16 protein-coding genes are annotated in these 16,576 nt (G+C 51.7%); 4 read left to right on the forward strand and 12 right to left on the reverse strand.

Annotation, left to right across the window (positions count from 1 at the left end; all coding sequences use genetic code 11):
* Nucleotides 1–27: 27 nt before the first annotated feature.
* Nucleotides 28–654 (reverse strand): YbhB/YbcL family Raf kinase inhibitor-like protein, encoded by a 627-nt coding sequence (locus GY634_RS03950; RefSeq protein ID WP_166407287.1) that lies wholly within the window; start codon nt 652–654, stop codon nt 28–30.
* 19 nt (nt 655–673) lie between these two features.
* The gene (tyrS, locus tag GY634_RS03955; RefSeq protein WP_166407288.1) at nt 674–1,900 is read right to left on the reverse strand and encodes a tyrosine--tRNA ligase; all 1,227 of its coding nucleotides are present in this window, start codon (nt 1,898–1,900) and stop codon (nt 674–676) included.
* 243 nt (nt 1,901–2,143) lie between these two features.
* Between tyrS and GY634_RS03960 the strand changes: the two genes are divergently transcribed.
* Together GY634_RS03960 and GY634_RS03965 are read left to right on the forward strand one after the other, a co-directional pair.
* Nucleotides 2,144–3,526 carry a M23 family metallopeptidase gene (locus tag GY634_RS03960; protein ID WP_166407289.1) on the forward strand — a complete coding sequence of 461 codons (1,383 nt, stop codon included), beginning with the start codon at nt 2,144–2,146 and terminating at the stop codon, nt 3,524–3,526.
* 42 nt (nt 3,527–3,568) lie between these two features.
* The gene (locus GY634_RS03965) at nt 3,569–4,678 is read left to right on the forward strand and encodes an anhydro-N-acetylmuramic acid kinase (RefSeq protein WP_166407290.1); all 1,110 of its coding nucleotides are present in this window, start codon (nt 3,569–3,571) and stop codon (nt 4,676–4,678) included.
* A gap of 31 nt (nt 4,679–4,709) precedes the next feature.
* On the opposite strand, the gene erpA is transcribed toward GY634_RS03965, so the two are convergent.
* The 7 genes from erpA to pmbA all read right to left on the reverse strand — a co-directional run bounded on the left by erpA (nt 4,710) and on the right by pmbA (nt 10,799).
* Complete coding sequence (gene erpA / locus GY634_RS03970) at nt 4,710–5,078, reverse strand: iron-sulfur cluster insertion protein ErpA (RefSeq protein WP_166407291.1); 369 nt, start codon at nt 5,076–5,078, stop codon at nt 4,710–4,712.
* A 41-nt stretch (nt 5,079–5,119) separates the two neighbouring features.
* Nucleotides 5,120–5,875, reverse strand: coding sequence for a DUF6776 family protein (locus GY634_RS03975; protein WP_166407292.1), 756 nt, complete (start codon nt 5,873–5,875; stop codon nt 5,120–5,122).
* 49 nt (nt 5,876–5,924) lie between these two features.
* Nucleotides 5,925–6,995, reverse strand: a complete 1,071-nt coding sequence (argC, locus tag GY634_RS03980) for an N-acetyl-gamma-glutamyl-phosphate reductase (RefSeq protein WP_166407293.1) — start codon at nt 6,993–6,995, stop codon at nt 5,925–5,927.
* A gap of 175 nt (nt 6,996–7,170) precedes the next feature.
* Nucleotides 7,171–7,563: a 30S ribosomal protein S9 gene (gene rpsI / locus GY634_RS03985; RefSeq protein ID WP_135863725.1), complete on the reverse strand. Its 393-nt coding sequence runs from the start codon at nt 7,561–7,563 to the stop codon at nt 7,171–7,173.
* A 9-nt stretch (nt 7,564–7,572) separates the two neighbouring features.
* Complete coding sequence (gene rplM / locus GY634_RS03990; RefSeq protein WP_166407294.1) at nt 7,573–8,001, reverse strand: 50S ribosomal protein L13; 429 nt, start codon at nt 7,999–8,001, stop codon at nt 7,573–7,575.
* Nucleotides 8,002–8,184: 183 nt separating this feature from the next.
* Nucleotides 8,185–9,291, reverse strand: coding sequence for a TRAP transporter substrate-binding protein (locus tag GY634_RS03995; protein ID WP_166407295.1), 1,107 nt, complete (start codon nt 9,289–9,291; stop codon nt 8,185–8,187).
* A gap of 140 nt (nt 9,292–9,431) precedes the next feature.
* Entirely contained in the window at nt 9,432–10,799 is a 1,368-nt protein-coding gene (gene pmbA, locus GY634_RS04000; protein ID WP_166407296.1) for a metalloprotease PmbA, read from the reverse strand.
* Between the two features lie 61 nt (nt 10,800–10,860).
* On the opposite strand from pmbA, the gene yjgA reads away from it, so the two are divergent.
* Together yjgA and GY634_RS04010 are read left to right on the forward strand one after the other, a co-directional pair.
* Entirely contained in the window at nt 10,861–11,397 is a 537-nt protein-coding gene (gene yjgA, locus GY634_RS04005; protein ID WP_166407297.1) for a ribosome biogenesis factor YjgA, read from the forward strand.
* Between the two features lie 11 nt (nt 11,398–11,408).
* Nucleotides 11,409–12,083: an alpha/beta hydrolase gene (locus tag GY634_RS04010; RefSeq protein ID WP_166407298.1), complete on the forward strand. Its 675-nt coding sequence runs from the start codon at nt 11,409–11,411 to the stop codon at nt 12,081–12,083.
* Nucleotides 12,084–12,102: 19 nt separating this feature from the next.
* On the opposite strand, the gene GY634_RS04015 is transcribed toward GY634_RS04010, so the two are convergent.
* Genes GY634_RS04015 through GY634_RS04025 form a run of 3 tightly spaced genes read right to left on the reverse strand, consistent with a single transcriptional unit; the run spans nt 12,103 to nt 16,573 of the window.
* The gene (locus tag GY634_RS04015) at nt 12,103–13,476 is read right to left on the reverse strand and encodes an efflux transporter outer membrane subunit (protein WP_166407299.1); all 1,374 of its coding nucleotides are present in this window, start codon (nt 13,474–13,476) and stop codon (nt 12,103–12,105) included.
* Nucleotides 13,477–13,478: 2 nt separating this feature from the next.
* A complete protein-coding gene (locus GY634_RS04020) occupies nt 13,479–15,449 on the reverse strand; it encodes an ABC transporter permease (RefSeq protein ID WP_166407300.1) in 1,971 nt (656 codons plus the stop codon).
* Nucleotides 15,443–16,573 carry an efflux RND transporter periplasmic adaptor subunit gene (locus GY634_RS04025; protein WP_166407301.1) on the reverse strand — a complete coding sequence of 377 codons (1,131 nt, stop codon included), beginning with the start codon at nt 16,571–16,573 and terminating at the stop codon, nt 15,443–15,445. The genes GY634_RS04020 and GY634_RS04025 overlap by 7 nt, the downstream gene beginning before the upstream one ends.
* Between the last annotated feature and the right edge of the window lie 3 nt (nt 16,574–16,576).

The raw sequence follows: 16,576 nt of genomic DNA on the forward strand, positions 1-16,576 counted from the left end.
TTTCTCAACCTACTGAAGCCAAAATGCTTATAGCAGCTTTGCATTCAGCGTGTAGGTACCTGTCAAGCTGGCCTGCGCCAAAATATGGCCCTGCATCGCCACTTTAGCCTCAGCCCCACCAAACTTACCTTCTAGCGGCAGTTCTTCTATATCTAGGGCGTACACCGTAAAAATATAACGGTGTGGCAACGCGTCATTCCAGGGCGGGCATGGGCCATCATAACCAAAGTAATCCCCGCTCATGTCACGATCATGAGCAAAGAATTTACTGTAGTCATTCAACCCTTGGCGTGTACCGCCCGGCGCCAAAGGACCTGCCTTACCCCTTGGGGTCACACGATCCGAATAAGCACCTTCTGCCACATCGCGACTATCAGCAGGAATATCCACCAATACCCAATGATAGAAATCCGTACGCGGCGTATCGGCGGCTACCTCTTTGCCCGGCTGATTCACATCATCCAACACAGCAGGCACATCAGGGTCTACACACAGAATAAGGAAAGAGCGGGTTCCCTCGGGAACATCCTCCCAGGCCAGATGCGGGTTGGCATTACCTGCCAATGCCACTTTGGTCGTGGCATCAGCGCGGCCAAAAGCCAAACGCTCTGGAATCACAGCCTGATCAGTAAAAGAGTCACTACGTAACTTCATAATCCGCCCTCACACACAGTCAAGAGACACTTACTCGGGCAAAACGTCGTTTACCCACTTGCAGCACGTATGTACCGGCAACAAGCTCTAAGGCCTTATCTTCAACCTTAACGCCATCAATGCGTACGCCACCTTGTTCGATACTACGATTGGCTTCGCTATTTGATGGAACCAGTCCTGCTTCGCGCAATAGTTTTACTATACCAATTGGTGCACCATTTACGCTAACTTCTGGCATGTTCTCGGGGATTTCACCATGTCGGAAACGTGCCTCGAAATCACGCAGCGCATCCTCAGCAGCCTGAGCTGAATGGAAACGCGTAATAATTTCTTGTGCCAACGCCACTTTAATGTCTCGTGGGTTCGCACCTTGTTCAACGCTGGCTTTCAACGCATTGATATCAGCCATGCTCTTGAAGGACAGCAGCTCGTAGTACATCCACATTAAGGTATCCGACACGGACATGATCTTGCCGAACATGGAATCCGCGTTTTCGGTAATACCAATGTAATTACCTTTGGATTTGGACATTTTTTCAACGCCATCCAAGCCCACCAGCAACGGCATAGTCAAAATACATTGCTGCTCTTGTCCATATTCTTTTTGCAGCTCACGACCTACTAGCAAGTTAAATTTCTGATCCGTCCCCCCCAGCTCTAGATCAGCTTTCAACATCACGGAGTCATAGCCTTGTAGCAATGGATACAAGAACTCATGCACCGAAATAGGTGTGTGTGACTGGAAGCGTTTAGTGAAATCATCACGCTCCATCATGCGAGCCACGGTATAACGCGAGGCCAATTGAATCATGCCACGCGAACCCAACTGGTCGCACCACTCCGAGTTATATCGCACTTCCATGCGGCTCTCGTCCAAGATCAGTTTGGCCTGATCATAATAAGTCTGCGCATTTGACTTGACCTGCTCTGGGGTCAGTGGCGGACGAGTAGTGTTGCGACCGCTAGGGTCACCAATAGTGGAAGTGAAATCGCCAATTAAGAAAATGACAGTATGACCTAAGTCTTGCAGCTGACGCATTTTGTTCAGCACTACCGTGTGGCCCAAATGGATATCAGGCGCGGTAGGATCAAGACCCAGCTTGATACGTAGAGGCTGACCAGAAGCCTGGCTGCGAGCCAATTTCTTGGCAAATTCAGTTTCTACGATAAGTTCGTCACAGCCACGTTTGGCAATATCAAGTGCGGCTTGCACTTCTGGAGTAATGGTAAAGTCGGGGGAGGACATAATCTGCCTAATTTTTTCTCGAAAATACTCGATAAATTGAGTCAAATGCGCTAGGATACTAGTGTTTATCAGATCATCACGAGTGATCAGTATAAACCCCCATATCTTAACAGAACGCTAATCAGCTTCGCTACGAAGAATAATTTAACGTTCTGGCTCCCTGCTACGTTACTTGCATTGCTAGGCCATATGCCCTGCGACAGGACATATTTTCTGCAATGCCAACCGCTAGGTTTTGCTTCAATGCTAGAAAAAGAGATCAACGGAACCACCACCGCCACTGTCCGCAGCACACGCATAACCAGACCCGCTCGCCTGATACAAAAAGGCCTGTTAGTACTTGCCCTTGGCATGTTCGCAGGCGCCGCCGCTATTGCTGTGAACCCGTCATCCAACGACGACAGCAAACCGCTGGTGTATCAAGCACGTACTACACTGGATTTGCCCTTTTCGGTTGAGTCACTAGACAGCAGTTTTTCTGACCCCTTTATTCAAGAAACCCGCATACGTCGTGGTGACACGCTAGCATCTATATTGCAGCGTCTGAGTATTCGTGAAGAAGGCCTGCAACAGTTTCTAACGCACAACAAAGATGCGCGCTCAATCTACAAGCTGTACCCCGGCCGCACCGTACGCGCCGCCTTGGACGAAAACAATCAACTGCAATCGCTAAGCTATTTCCACACCCCTTCCAGCACCGAAAACGGTAAACCTGCATCACGCTGGCTAGAAGTGCGCCCCGATGAGGCCGGTGGCTTTACCGCTAGCGAAGAAGTCTCCATTGCTACCCCCAACATCCAAATCGCCGAAGCCGAAGTTCGCACCTCGCTATTTGGCGCCACCGATACTGCTGGCATTCCTGACAGTATCGCGTTGCAGATCCCTGAAATTTTGGGCAGTAAAGTAGACTTCATTAAAGATTTACGCAGCGGCGACAAACTACGCGTCATTTACGAAACCTACAACCAAAACGGTCAGCAAGTTGGCGCTGGTCGCATTTTGGCGTTGGAATTTGAAAACCAAGGCAAAACACACGAAGCCCTATGGTTTAGCGAATCTGGCTCCAGCGATGGCGGCAGCTACTACGACGCTGACGGCCAAAGCCTACAAGGCGCTTTCTTGCGTACCGCACTGAAGTTCACCCGTATTAGCTCTACCTTTGGTGGCCGTCGCCACCCTATCAGTGGTAAATGGCGTGGACACAAAGGCGTAGACTACGCCGCACCTACCGGCACGCCCATTCACGCGACTGCTGATGGCGTTGTAGAGTTTGTAGGCGTGCAAAATGGCTACGGTAACGTAATTATACTGAAACACCATAGCAACTACAGTACGCTTTATGCCCACCAAAGCCGCTTTGCCTCTGGACTGCGCAAAGGTGATCGCGTAGAACAAGGCCAGTTAATTGGCTACGTAGGCTCCACAGGTTGGTCTACTGGCCCGCACCTGCACTACGAGTTCCGTGTAAATGGTAGCCCCGTAGATCCTCTGGCGATGGATTTGCCTGTAGCGCGTAAACTGGAACCAGCACGACTGCAAGCCTTCCAGACACAAGTAGACCAATACAAAACACAATTGGCACTACTGCAAAGCCGCCAAGAACTACTAGCCGCTAACAGCAACTAACATTCTTACTTCAACGGCACCGCGAGACGGTGCCGTTTTTTTATGACCATGTCACAAAACGAACTGTATATAGGCTTAATGTCTGGCACCAGCACTGATGGCGTGGATGCTGTACTTGCCCGCTTTGATGGTCAACACTTACCCCAGATTGTGGATGCCGCGTCGTGCGAGCTTCCTGCTGCACTGCGCCAGCAACTACTGGACCTTAACCATCCCGGTGAGAACGAGCTAGAACGCGCCAATCTCGCGGCTATTGCTCTTACCCACTGCTACGCCGACGTCTGCCATCAATTGCTACAACAACAGCAATTATCAGCGAACGCCATACGCGCAATTGGCGCACACGGCCAAACGGTACGTCATCGTCCCGAATTAGGTTTCACCATACAGCTGAATGCCCCAGCCCTACTGGCTGAGCTAACCAATATTGCAGTGATTGCTGATTTTCGTAGCCGTGACATTGCGGCTGGCGGCCAAGGCGCACCGTTGGTGCCCAGCGTGCACCAAGGACTATTCGCCTGCAATCACCCCCGCGTGATCTTAAACTTAGGCGGCATCGCGAACATTAGCATCTTGCACCCATCCGAAGCACTACGCGGCTTTGACACAGGCCCCGCCAGCATGCTAATGGACTACTGGATAGGCAAGCACCAAGGCCTGCCTTACGATGCTGCTGGCGCATGGGCTAACAGCGGCACTGTCATCCCCGCATTACTAGACGCCATGCTGGCAGAACCGTGGTTGCAACTTGCACCACCCAAATCCACCGGCCGGGACTTATTCAACGCACAGTGGTTAGAACACCAAGTGCAGCACCACGCACAACACGCTTCTCCTGCCGATGTACAAGCCACGTTATTAGAATTGACCGCGCGCAGCGTCAGTGAAGCCATACAGCGTTACGCTGCTGGCACAACAGAAATCTTGGTATGTGGTGGTGGCGCATTCAATAGCGCCCTATTGCAACGCATCGCTCACTTAAGCAGCATCACAGTACGTAGCACAGATGCGCTGGGCCTGCACCCACAGCATGTAGAAGCCTTGGCTTTTGCATGGCTTGCCCATGCTCATGTACACGGCATTAAAGCAAATGCCCCGGCGGTAACCGGGGCACGTCATTCAGTAATGCTTGGCGCCTACTACCCTGCCTAGATGGCGAGGTAGTGGGTTTTGCGCCTATTGCTTATACCGAGAAAGAAGACCCGCAACCACAGGTGGTGGAGGCATTTGGGTTACGAATGACGAATTGCGCACCGTCAATATCGTCTTTGTAATCAATTTCGGCCCCAACCAGATATTGGAAGCTCATGGGATCGATCAGCAATTGCACGCCGCTTTTATCGATAGTAGTGTCATCGTCGTTCACTACATCGTCAAACGTAAAGCCGTACTGAAAACCAGAACAACCACCGCCTTGCACGAATACGCGCAGTTTCAAATCGGGGTTACCTTCTTCCAACAACAGTTCACGTACTTTCTCTACTGCTGAATCACTAAACAGCAATGGAGCAGGAGGCGCCTGCAAATCAATAGTTTCGGTAAGGGTACTCATACAATACTCCAGCAATGACCTTTGTCATTTATTTTAAGCTTTTACGATCCGCTTGTCGCCTCTGTGGTATTCAGCTCCACTTTACGGGATGCCCGCACTGTTTTGCCTTCCAACACACTCATGGTTAATGACCGAATTTCAAAGCCATCGGGTACCACTAACCAACCTTGATCTCGGTTGAACTGTTCAAAGCTCAAGGGGAATTGAGTTTTACCAGCCGTTGGTACGCCATGCGTGGACTCAGGCTCTTGGCCTTCTGGTAATTCTGCGGTCGCTTCTTCAAGTGTGATGGTGGCGGGCTTGCCGTCTTGCTGCCCTTCTGCTGTGAAATAGATAGCCCCATCAAAAGGCTTCCCATTCACCATGCTACGTTGCAACAATACCTTATAACGCAGCAAAGGCCCCACCATTTCCACATCAAATGCCCGGATACTAATCGTACCCTGCGGCCCTGGTGGCAATAAGGTTTCATAAAAAGCCAACTGCTCACCTAATCGACTTTTTTCTTGCTGCATCTTTTGCAGCTCATCTTCTAACCCTTTGATCGCGCCTTGCTCTACTTGCAATTGGCCGCGTAGGGTATCGGCCACCTGCTGCTCTTGTAGCAACTGCTGCTGCAATTGTTGCATAGCAACCTGTGGCGCATAATCTTGTTGTGTAGAAGGCTCTGGCAGTATCCAGTCGTCGATTGCCATCCCAGCGGCCACACCCAACAAGAGCGCAAAACACCAAGAAAGAATACGACCGAAGCTACCGTGATGGCCCGTGTGTGCGGAGGGAGGAACTGATTCTTGCATACTTTACAGACCGCTTTTCATTGAACTAGTTCCCTACCTCTTTGCAACATCAAGGCAGAATCGCAACCAGCTCCAAACCTGTAGACTCTGGCAAATCAAACATGACGTTCATGTTTTGCACCGCTTGACCTGCCGCACCTTTCACAAGGTTGTCCTGCACCACCAAAATGATCAACTGGTCACCGTTACCAGGACGCTGCACAGCGATACGTACGTTATTCGAGGCTTTTACTGTACGCGTTTCAGGCAAACGACCTGCTGGCAACACATCAATAAAACGCTCGTTGGCATAACGCCCTTCGTACAATTTTTGGAAATCAGTATCCAGCGCTTCTGGCAAAATACGCGCATAAATTGTCGAGAACATACCGCGAATCATCGGCACCAAATGCGGTACAAAGGTTAAACCCACCTCGGAACCATGAATGGTTTTCAGATGCTCGGAAATTTCTGGGTGATGTCTGTGGCCCGCCACACCGTAAGCCTTGAAGTTATCACTAGCCTCAGAGAACAGATTTGCCTGGGACGCTGTACGGCCCGCACCCGACACACCCGATTTACAGTCGGCAATAATGCGCGAGGTATCCACCAGTTTTTTGCCGCCTTCCAACACTGGCAACAAACCCGTCAACACTGTCACGGGGTAGCAACCGGGGTTACCCACAATGTTTGCCGAACGAATTTTCTCGCGGTTCAACTCTACCAAGCCGTACACCGACTGATCTTTCAACAGATCTGGGCACTCGTGCGGCATTTTGTACCACTGCTGAAATACGTCTGTATCTTGAATACGGAAGTCTGCTGCCAAGTCGATGACTTTCACACCGTGCTCTAGCAACTTACGCGCTTCTTTCATCGCCACGCCATGCGGAGTCGCAAAGAACACCACATCGCATTTTTCTAGTTGAGCAGCGTCTGGGGTTTGAAACACTGCATCAATATGACCACGCAAGTTAGGGAACATGTCAGCTACAGGCATGCCATCTTCTTGGCGCGACGTTACCGCAACAACTTCTGCGTTAGGGTGCAGCGCGAGCAATCGCAGCAGTTCAACCCCTGTGTAACCTGTTGCCCCAACAATCCCTACTTTAATACGTGTCGCCGTATCGGATGCAGCCATATCACTAACCCTGAAAAATGCGTAAAAGACAATAAACTATTATGCAGTAAATTGAAGCCTAATGAGGCAAAGCGCGCCCAAAGAGCCCTACGCTGTTGCCATACAACAAAACCCCGGCATAACCGGGGTTTTGTTGAGGAGGGCATAGCAAGCCATGCCCAAGCCATAAACAGGATTAGCGTTTGCTGAACTGTTTACGACGACGTGCTTTGTGGAAACCAACTTTCTTACGCTCAACTTCACGTGCATCACGTGTTACCAAGCCAGCTTGTTTCAGAGTTGTTTTCAACGTTTCGTCGAAATTGATCAATGCACGTGTCAGACCGTGGCGCACTGCACCAGCTTGGCCGCTGTTACCGCCACCGTGTACGTTCACTTTGATGTCAAAGCTTTCCAGGTGGTTTGTCAGTACCAAAGGTTGACGAACGATCATGCGACCTGTTTCACGAGCAAAGTACTCGTCTACAGGTTTGCCATTGACCACAATAGCGCCGGAGCCTTTTTTGATGAATACGCGAGCTACCGAAGATTTGCGGCGGCCTGTACCGTAGTTCCAATTACCGATCATGATCTGTCCTTAGATTTCCAGCGGTTTAGGTTGCTGAGCAGTATGTGGGTGCTCTGCACCAGCATATACCTTCAGTTTTTTGGCCATGGCGTAACCCAGAGGACCTTTTGGCAGCATGCCTTTAACCGCTTTCTCCATAGCACGACCGGGGAAACGCTCTTGCATGGTTTCGAAATTAGTTTCGCTAATACCGCCCACGTAACCGGAGTGACGGTAGTATTTTTTGTCCTGAGCTTTGTTACCCGTTACACGGATATCAGCTGCGTTGATGATGATGATGTAATCACCGGTATCAACGTGAGGAGTGTATTCAGGTTTGTGTTTGCCACGTAGGCGACGTGCGACTTCGCTGGCCACACGACCCAGGACTTTGTCCTTGGCATCGATCACAAACCACTCACGGCGAACTTCCAGCGGCTTAGCCACGAAGGTTTTCATGATGGTTCCTAAGTATAAAAAGGTCGCAAAATTACTTTTGCAACAGTGCTGCTTTCCACCCTAGCCAAGACGTTATTATTCGCCCGTGCCAAAAGCAGATAAGCCAAAGCAGAAGATATTAGCACAAAAAAGCCCCAAAAGCATAGACTTAAGGGGCTTTTTGCCGTATCAGCGCAACGCTAATTAGGAGCGGCGGCGATTTGCCAGAGCCATACCCAAGTAGTTATCGTAGGCGCCTTCAGCTACGCGGAACCAAGGCACCAGCTCGTCGCGGAATGCCATGTAGTTGTCGTAGATTTTCTTGAAGCCCGCGTTTTGGTCGCAGAATTCTTTGTACACCACTTGGGATGCTTCAAACGACGCATCCATTACATCGCGTGGGAATGCTTTCAGTACGGCACCGGAAGCAATTAATCTACGCAATGCGCCTGGGCCTTGTGTGTCGTAGGTAGTCAGCATTTTACCGCTGGCTGCACGGGCGCAGATCGCAATGATTTCTTGGTAATGCTTAGGCAATGTAGCCAGCGCATCTTGGTTGATGTACAGGGAAACCTGTGCAGAACCTTCCCACCAACCGGGGTAGTAGTAGTATTTCGCTACTTTGTGGAAGCCCAGTTTCTCGTCGTCTACTGGACCAACGAATTCTACGGCGTCCAACGTACCTTTTTCCAAGGATGGGTAAATATCACCTGGAGGTACTTGCTGAGGCACCACACCCAAACGTGCCAACACTTCACCAGCAAAACCTGCTGTACGCATTTTCAGACCTTTAAGGTCTTCTACTGAGTTGATTTCCTTACGGTACCAACCACCCATTTGCGTACCGGTGTTACCCAGCGGGAAGTTAACGATGTTACGTGTAGCAAACAGCTCACGCATCAATTTCATCCCGTCGCCTTCGTACATCCAGGCTTCCATTTGACGTGCGTTCAGGCCAAATGGCACAGCGGTGTCAAAACTGAAGGCTGGGTCTTTACCGTAAAAGTAGTAGGAGGCAGTTTGACCTGCTTCAACTGTACCGTTACCCACAGCATCCATCACTTCAAAGCCGGGAACAATTTCACCAGCGGGGTACAGACGGATCTGGAAGTTGCCTTCTGTCGCCTCTTCCACCATTTTGGTGAACAGTTGGGCTGTGCCAAACAGTGCTGGCAGTGAAGGCCCGTAAGTGGAAGTCATCTTCCAGTTAATTTTTGGATTGCTTTGCGCAATGGCTGGTGCAGCAAAGGCAGCAGTAGTCCCTGCTACGGCCCCTACACCCGCTTTCTTCAGAAATGAGCGACGCTCCATGTTTGCTTTCTCCTTGGCGTTCTTAGCATAGGCAGATGACTTGCCGTCCTTATCTGCCGATTCGATGATAATACACTGTCTTAAAACTCTCTGTACGTCTAGGCTGCACTTTATTGCACAGACATGACGAGCATCACGCGTTAACTGCCCGCAATAGACATTTTGCTGATTAATACCGAGCCTGTAGCCTTGGAGCCTTTATCAAATACGTCAGCGCCCACAGCCACAATATCTTTAAACATTTGCTGCAAGTTTCCTGCGATGGTGATTTCCTCAACAGCATGTTTGATTTCACCATTTTCCACCCAATAACCAAAAGCACCACGTGAGTAGTCACCTGTCACGTAGTTAATCCCCTGGCCAATAAGCTCTGTCACCAACAGCCCTGTGCCCAACTTGCGCAACATCGCTTTGAAGTCATCTTCAGGCCGGGTCAGGCTAGATAACAAGGACAAATTATGTGAGCCGCCGGCATTACCCGTAGTCGTCATACCCAACTTACGTGCGGTGTAGGTAGACAAGAAATAGCCTTTAAGCTCGCCTTTGCTGATGATCTTGCGACGCTGCGGCGTAACGCCTTCGCTATCAAACGGCGAGCTACCAAACGCTCCCACGCGGAAGGGGTCTTCGATCACACTTAAATGCTTGGCAAAAATATCTTTGCCTAGAGCATCCACCAAAAACGAGGTTTTTCTATACAGTGCACCACCGCTTGCCGCTTGCACCAACGAACCCAACAAACCCACAGCCACAGGCGCTTCAAACAGCACAGGGTAATGACCGGTTTTAATAGGACGAGCCGACAAACGCGCCATCGTACGGTCCGCAGCATACTGCCCTACGGACTCTGGGCTAGCCAAACGGCTGGCACAACGTGCCGATGTGTACCAGTAATCACGCTGCATGTTATCGCCACTGCCCGCAATAGGGGACACCGACAACCCATGGCGGCTGTACGGGTAGCCACCCATAAAACCTTTACTGTTTGCCAATACAAAGTGGCCTTCAGAACTGCTGACCGAGGCACCTTCACTATTCGTAATCAACGGACTACGCTCTAAGGCTGCAATTTCCGCACGCAATGCCAAGCGTCTAGCCTCTTCGGCATCCACCATCCATGGCACATACAACTGCAAATCGGGGTATTCATGCGCCAACAGTTTTTTCTCGGGCAAACCCGCCGATTCGTCTGTGGCTGTATGACGTGCAATATGCCACGCTGCCTCTACGGTCTCTTCAATGGCCTTAGCGGCAAAGTCAGAAGTAGAGGCGGAGCCACGTCGCTGACCATCAAAGACTGTGATGGTCAAGCCACGATCCCTAGTCTGCTCTACGGTTTCCAGATCTCTGTTGCGTACAGACACCGAAAGCCCTTTGCTTTCGGAAACTTCGACTGCAGCGTCAGAAGCACCGCGTTTCTTCGCGTATTTCAACGCCTCTTCTGCCAATTGGGCGAAGTGCGACTGATTTTCCACAATGGGCAAACTGGAAATTGTTGATGTGGTCATTGATACTCTTTCCGCTCAGGCGGTTATGATAGCCAATTAATGAATAACTCTTTGCTCTATTATGTCTGATCCTACTCTGGAACCCGATGAAAACGGCTACTATGGCCCCAGCAAATCCCAAGTCAAACGCGAAATGCATGAACTGGTGGATCTTGGCAAGGAGCTTATCACGCTGCCGGATAGCAAGCTACGCCAGCTAGACTTAGGCGAAAAACTGCACGCTGCCATTAAAGAAGCACAGCGTATCAGTACCGCCCGTGAAGGCAAGCGACGCCAGATTCTTTACGTGGGCAAACTCTTACGCCAAGCGGACGCTGATGCTATACGTCATCAGTTGGACATCTGGACCAACGGTTCCAAGGAACAGGCTAGGTCTATGCATAAGCTAGAAGCATTACGCGACCTGCTTATGCGTGATGATAATGCCTTAACCGAGTTCTTGAACACTTACGGGCAAGAACAGGCTCAAGAATTGCGCACGCTCATACGTCAGGCTCGTAAAGAAGCCGAACAAAATGCTGTGCTACCCGAAGGCAAAGAGCCTTCTCGCAAACATTTCCGTAGCCTGTTTCAAGCCATCAAATCCATTGTTGCGTAACTGGAGCTGTCATGACCCCATTACTTGAGTGCATCGAAATCGAAACCGCGCCCAACCCAGAGTTTTCTGTTATCTGGTTGCATGGCTTAGGCGCAGACGGTAACGATTTTGCACCCATCATTCCTGAACTGCATCTGCCCAAGCATTTGGCGATACGCTTTATTTTCCCTCATGCCCCTGTACAGCCAGTCACCATCAATGGTGGGATGAACATGCGCTCGTGGTATGACATTTACACCTCGGACTTGGTGCGTCATGAAGATGAAGGCGGTCTACGCGCTTCACAAAGCTCAGTACAAGACTTAATTGCTCGCGAAAACGCCCGCGATATTCCTACCGAGCGCATTGTATTGGCCGGTTTTTCTCAAGGCTGTGCCATGACCTTGCAAACAGGCCTGCGTTTAGAGGAGTCGCTAGCCGGCATGATCTGTTTATCAGGCTACCTGCCCTTGATAGACAAAATCGACAAAGAGCGCCACAAAGCTAACCAAGATACGCCTATTTTCATGGGGCATGGCACGCAAGACCCAGTGGTGCTCATCGACCGCGCACTGCAATCACGCCAACGCCTGCAAGACTTGGGCTACCACGTGGAGTGGCATAGCTACCCCATGATGCCGCACTCAGTATGCGCCGAAGAACTGGCTGATATCAGCAACTTCCTGCAGCGCATTCTGGTGAAATAACACCCTGCCTTAGGGGGCTTTACGCCACTGGCCAACCGCCCCCTAATGCCCTATACAACTCCATCACTGCCCATAAACGGGCTGCCTTGTGTTGAATCACCACATCCCGTGCGTTAAACCACTGGCGCTGTGTCTCCAACACGCTTTGTACTGTTTCTGCCCCCGCCTCATAACGTTGCTGCGCCAACTGCAAGGCATCAGACGCCAAACGTACGATTTCTTGCTGCATAGCTTCTTGCTTTGCCAAGCCTGCTACTTCCTCAAGCGCTACCTCTACTTCCACAAACGCCTGCACAATAGCCTGCTGATACTGCATGAGTAGCTCTTGTTGCTTAGCCTCGGCTAACGCATACCCAGCCTGTAAGCGTCCCGCATTAAAGATGGGGGCCAATAAATTCGCGGCCGCATCATAGAGAGGGTTACGCAATACGCGGCTTAAGCTACCCGCTGAACCACCTGCATACAATGACAAATTCAATTGCGGCAACATCGCTGCCCGTGCTACCGTCACATCCGCTTTAGCGGCCTGTAGCTCAGCCTCAGCAGCTAGCAAGTCAGGCCTACGCACTAATAGCTGTGATGGCACGCCACTGTCCAAAGTGGGCACAGGAAGGTGCTCTATGCTCATCGCCACTGGCACGCCCGTGTGCTGTAACGCCCCCGTCCAAATTTGTAGCCTTGACTGCGCTTGCTGACGTTGCTGTGTCAGCAACTCTACCCGCTGACGCTGCTCTGCCCACAACTGCTGTTGACGAACCACTGCCAATTGGTCTTCCGCCCCTGCTTCGGCGCGTACGGTCATCCACTGCAATAGGTCGTAAGCCACGGCCTGATTTTGTTCGGCAATACGTAGTCGCTCACTTAGGCTCAGCACATCTACCCATGCTTTAGCTGCGTCCGTACTGACCCGTAATTGTGTGGCTTGCCATAGTGCGCGTTGCTGTACCAACCTGCTGGTGGCCGCATCGCTACCCGCACGTACCCCGCCCCATAAATCCACCTCATAGGACGCTCGTACACCGGTGCGATAACGCTCACCAGCATAGTTAGCATCACCACCCAACCGCCCTTCCCTAGAGGCCGAGACTTCCAACTTCACATCAGGCCATAATGCCGCACCAGCCTGCTGCGCTTGGGCTTCAGCTTGGCGTATACGAGCCGACGCTGCTTCCATATCCCAATTTTGGGTTTGTACCTGCTGCAGTAGGGCAAGTAGCTCTGGGCTGCCAAAGCTCTGCCACCATAATTCACTAGGCAACTCACCTGGCTGCTGAGAGGATGCAGCCACCTGCCATTGTTCGGGCAGGCTTACGGTTTTTTCGGTTTGATCAGTAGGTAATACGCTGCACCCAGCCAACCAGATCACGCTCAATAGCCCATACACTGTTTTCATGCTTACTCACCCGCCAACGCCACAACAGGATCCATTCTGGCAGCGGTACGTGCCGGCATAAACCCAAATACCAGCCCCGTTATCACGGCGCACCCAAAAGCTCCCACGATGGCGCTAACCGAAAACACCATATCCATCCCCACCATGGCTAGCACCACGCCCAACAAGGCCGCTAACGCAATGCCAATCATGCCACCGCTAACGGTTAACACCATGGACTCGGTGAGAAACTGCCGCAAAATATCGCGCTGTCTGGCACCCGTTGCCATGCGAATACCGATTTCTCGCGTGCGCTCTTTTACCGACATCAGCATCACGTTCATCACCCCTATGCCGCCCACCAACAACGACACGGCTGCAATTAACCCCAACATAATGGTCATGCTACGTCGGGTAGAGGCTTCTGCCTGCAAACGAGCGGCGGCGTTACCAATGCTGAAATCTTCTCTATCACCATGTCTGGCATACAGCAGATCATGCACAGCACTTTCGGCCTCGAACACCACGTCTGAGGACACGGCTTCCATCACCACATAATCGGGCTGCGTTTGCGCCTGATACACCCGTGCGCGCCCTGCCCTATACGGAATAAACACCATGTCATCGTAGCTTTGTGCGCCGGAGTCCGCCCCACGCTCTTCCATCACCCCAATCACCTCGAAGGGTGAATTACCAATAAGCAACAGCTCGCCCACCGGGCTTTTATCACCAAAGAAGCGTTTACGCATCGCCGCCCCCAGCACCACAACGGGAGCCAGACTTTTATCTTCTTGTGCGGTGTAGTAACGCCCCTCAGCGACACGCCAATGGTGCATGCTGGGCATCTCTTCGTTCGCCGCAAACACATACACCTGCAAACTTACATTGAAAAAGCGCACTGTAATGGGGTCGCCAATCACGGGCATCACTCTACTGATTTCGGGTAATTTGCGCATAGCATCAAAATCCTCATCAGTGAGCACCCCTCTGGGCCCACCCGTGATAGGCGTGGCACTACTCATGTACATAATGGTGGTACCCATGGTGCCCATTTGTGCCATCACGCGTTGTCGTGCGCCCTCACCCACTGCCATCATCACAATCACCGACGCCACACCAATAATGATGCCCAGTAACGTCAACAACGTGCGAGCACGGTTCACACGCATGGTGCGCCATGCCGCTCGCAATGCTTCGCGCAGTTCCTCTCCTTGAACCGCCGCTTTGGAAACCTGTTCAGTTTGCGTCCAAAAATTCTCTAGGGTAGAAGGCATAGCCGTCGCGCTCTGCTGACTACTGCCAGAGTCGTCTACGATTTGCCCGTCACGTATTTCTATGACCCGCCTCGCTTGCGCCGCAACTGACCGATCATGTGTAATCAAGATAATGGTGTGGCCCGCATCAGCTAGCTCATGAAACAGCGCCATCACCTCTTTGCCACTTTGGGAATCCAGCGCGCCGGTAGGCTCGTCGGCCAAAATAATGTGGCCGCCATTCATCAATGCCCTAGCAATAGAGACCCGCTGCTGCTGACCGCCAGACAACTGATGTGGCCTATTAGCTTGACGCTCGGACAACCCCAAACGTTCCAGCAGCGCACTGGCTCTTGCGTGGCGCTGCTCCATAGGCATGCCTGCATACACCGCAGGCACCTCTACGTTTTCGCGCGCGCTTTCCGTAGGAATCAGGTGATAACCTTGAAACACAAAGCCAAAGGCTTCGCGTCGAAGTCTAGCCAAAGCATCTGCATCTAAGCGCGCAACATCTTTACCTTGGAAGAAATAATCACCACTACTAGGGCTATCTAAGCATCCCAGTATGTGCATCAGTGTCGACTTCCCCGACCCCGACTGCCCCACAATCGCGACAAACTCGCCTGCTTGTATGCGTAAATCAATTCCATGCAGCACCTCTACCACCGGTGCGCCATCTTGCCCACCATACTGCTTACGAATTGCTTTTAACTCTATCAGCGCAGTTGCTGCCTCTACCATTGCAGCCAACTCCAACGTTGCTCTGGCTCGTTTTCACGCAATACGATTTGTGTGCCTTCAGATAACCCATCTACCACCTGTACCAAGTGGCGGTTGCGCACGCCTAAGGTCACATCTTGCCTAACCGGCTTATCACTTCCAGTGATACGCCATACCCATGCTTGCCCTGCATCGCGCTGCAACGCCGCCACCGGTATGCTTAGCACGCCATCCGCCTGCAGCACAGTAAAGGTGACCTGCGCCGTCATTTGAGACATCAGCGCAGAATCGCTGTTGTCCACATCAAACAAGACGGTATAGGTCACGGCTTTATCGGACTTGCCCTCGGCATTCTCTGTGGCTGGCTGTGGTGGCGCTGGTAATACTTGTCGTACTGTGCCGTGCCAGCGTCGTGGTTCCTCTTCTACCCCTAGGGTCGTAAACGATACGGCTTGCCCTGGCTGCACCTGCCTCACATCGGCCTCGGACACATCCGTCCATACCGTCATCACCGACAAATCTGCAATACGCAAAATATCAGGGGTTTGATAGGTGGCGTTTAAGGTTTGCCCTTCGCGTGCTTTTACACTGACCACCGTGCCCGACATAGGCGCATAAATACGGGTATAACCCAGTCGTGTTTCTTCGGCGCGCTGGCTGGCTTCGCTTTGCGCGATTTGCGCCCGCAAATGCTCCACCTTCGCCGCTGTTACCGACAGCTCTGCCTGTGCTTGTTGCAACGACTCCTCGCGAGTTGCCCCTACTTTGTTCAGTCGCTGCTCACGCGCTAAAACTTGTCGCGCCAACAGGTGTTTAGCTTGTTGCTCTTGCAACTGCGATTGCAACCCACGCAATGCCGCTCTTCCAGCATCCACAATGGCCTGCTGCACACTAGGGTCTATTTCTACCAAGAGCTGGCCTTGTTCTACCTTGGCCCCTGGCTGCACAGGCAGGCGCATAATCTGCCCCGACACCTGTGCACCTACATCCACATACTGGCTGGGTTGTAAGGTACCAATAGCATTTACCGTGATGGCTATAGTGGCGCGTTCAGCAACGGTAGTTTCCACCTGCTGCGCCGTTGAAGATTGCCACCCTATATAGCTCCCACCTGCCACCAGCAACACTGGTGCAGCAAACAACATGCG

The sequence above is a fragment of the Paenalcaligenes suwonensis genome, assembly GCF_011290505.1.
In the GTDB taxonomy this organism is placed as follows: domain Bacteria; phylum Pseudomonadota; class Gammaproteobacteria; order Burkholderiales; family Burkholderiaceae_B; genus Paenalcaligenes; species Paenalcaligenes suwonensis.

Coding starts and splice junctions, on each gene's coding strand:
- GY634_RS03950 (WP_166407287.1), bottom strand. CDS start 654: ATGAAGTTACGTAGTGACTCTTTTACTGATCAGGCTGTGATTCCAGAG.
- tyrS (WP_166407288.1), bottom strand. CDS start 1,900: ATGTCCTCCCCCGACTTTACCATTACTCCAGAAGTGCAAGCCGCACTT.
- GY634_RS03960 (WP_166407289.1), top strand. CDS start 2,144: ATGCTAGAAAAAGAGATCAACGGAACCACCACCGCCACTGTCCGCAGC.
- GY634_RS03965 (WP_166407290.1), top strand. CDS start 3,569: ATGACCATGTCACAAAACGAACTGTATATAGGCTTAATGTCTGGCACC.
- erpA (WP_166407291.1), bottom strand. CDS start 5,078: ATGAGTACCCTTACCGAAACTATTGATTTGCAGGCGCCTCCTGCTCCA.
- GY634_RS03975 (WP_166407292.1), bottom strand. CDS start 5,875: ATGCAAGAATCAGTTCCTCCCTCCGCACACACGGGCCATCACGGTAGC.
- argC (WP_166407293.1), bottom strand. CDS start 6,995: ATGGCTGCATCCGATACGGCGACACGTATTAAAGTAGGGATTGTTGGG.
- rpsI (WP_135863725.1), bottom strand. CDS start 7,563: ATGATCGGTAATTGGAACTACGGTACAGGCCGCCGCAAATCTTCGGTA.
- rplM (WP_166407294.1), bottom strand. CDS start 8,001: ATGAAAACCTTCGTGGCTAAGCCGCTGGAAGTTCGCCGTGAGTGGTTT.
- GY634_RS03995 (WP_166407295.1), bottom strand. CDS start 9,291: ATGGAGCGTCGCTCATTTCTGAAGAAAGCGGGTGTAGGGGCCGTAGCA.
- pmbA (WP_166407296.1), bottom strand. CDS start 10,799: ATGACCACATCAACAATTTCCAGTTTGCCCATTGTGGAAAATCAGTCG.
- yjgA (WP_166407297.1), top strand. CDS start 10,861: ATGTCTGATCCTACTCTGGAACCCGATGAAAACGGCTACTATGGCCCC.
- GY634_RS04010 (WP_166407298.1), top strand. CDS start 11,409: ATGACCCCATTACTTGAGTGCATCGAAATCGAAACCGCGCCCAACCCA.
- GY634_RS04015 (WP_166407299.1), bottom strand. CDS start 13,476: ATGAAAACAGTGTATGGGCTATTGAGCGTGATCTGGTTGGCTGGGTGC.
- GY634_RS04020 (WP_166407300.1), bottom strand. CDS start 15,449: ATGGTAGAGGCAGCAACTGCGCTGATAGAGTTAAAAGCAATTCGTAAG.
- GY634_RS04025 (WP_166407301.1), bottom strand. CDS start 16,573: ATGTTGTTTGCTGCACCAGTGTTGCTGGTGGCAGGTGGGAGCTATATA.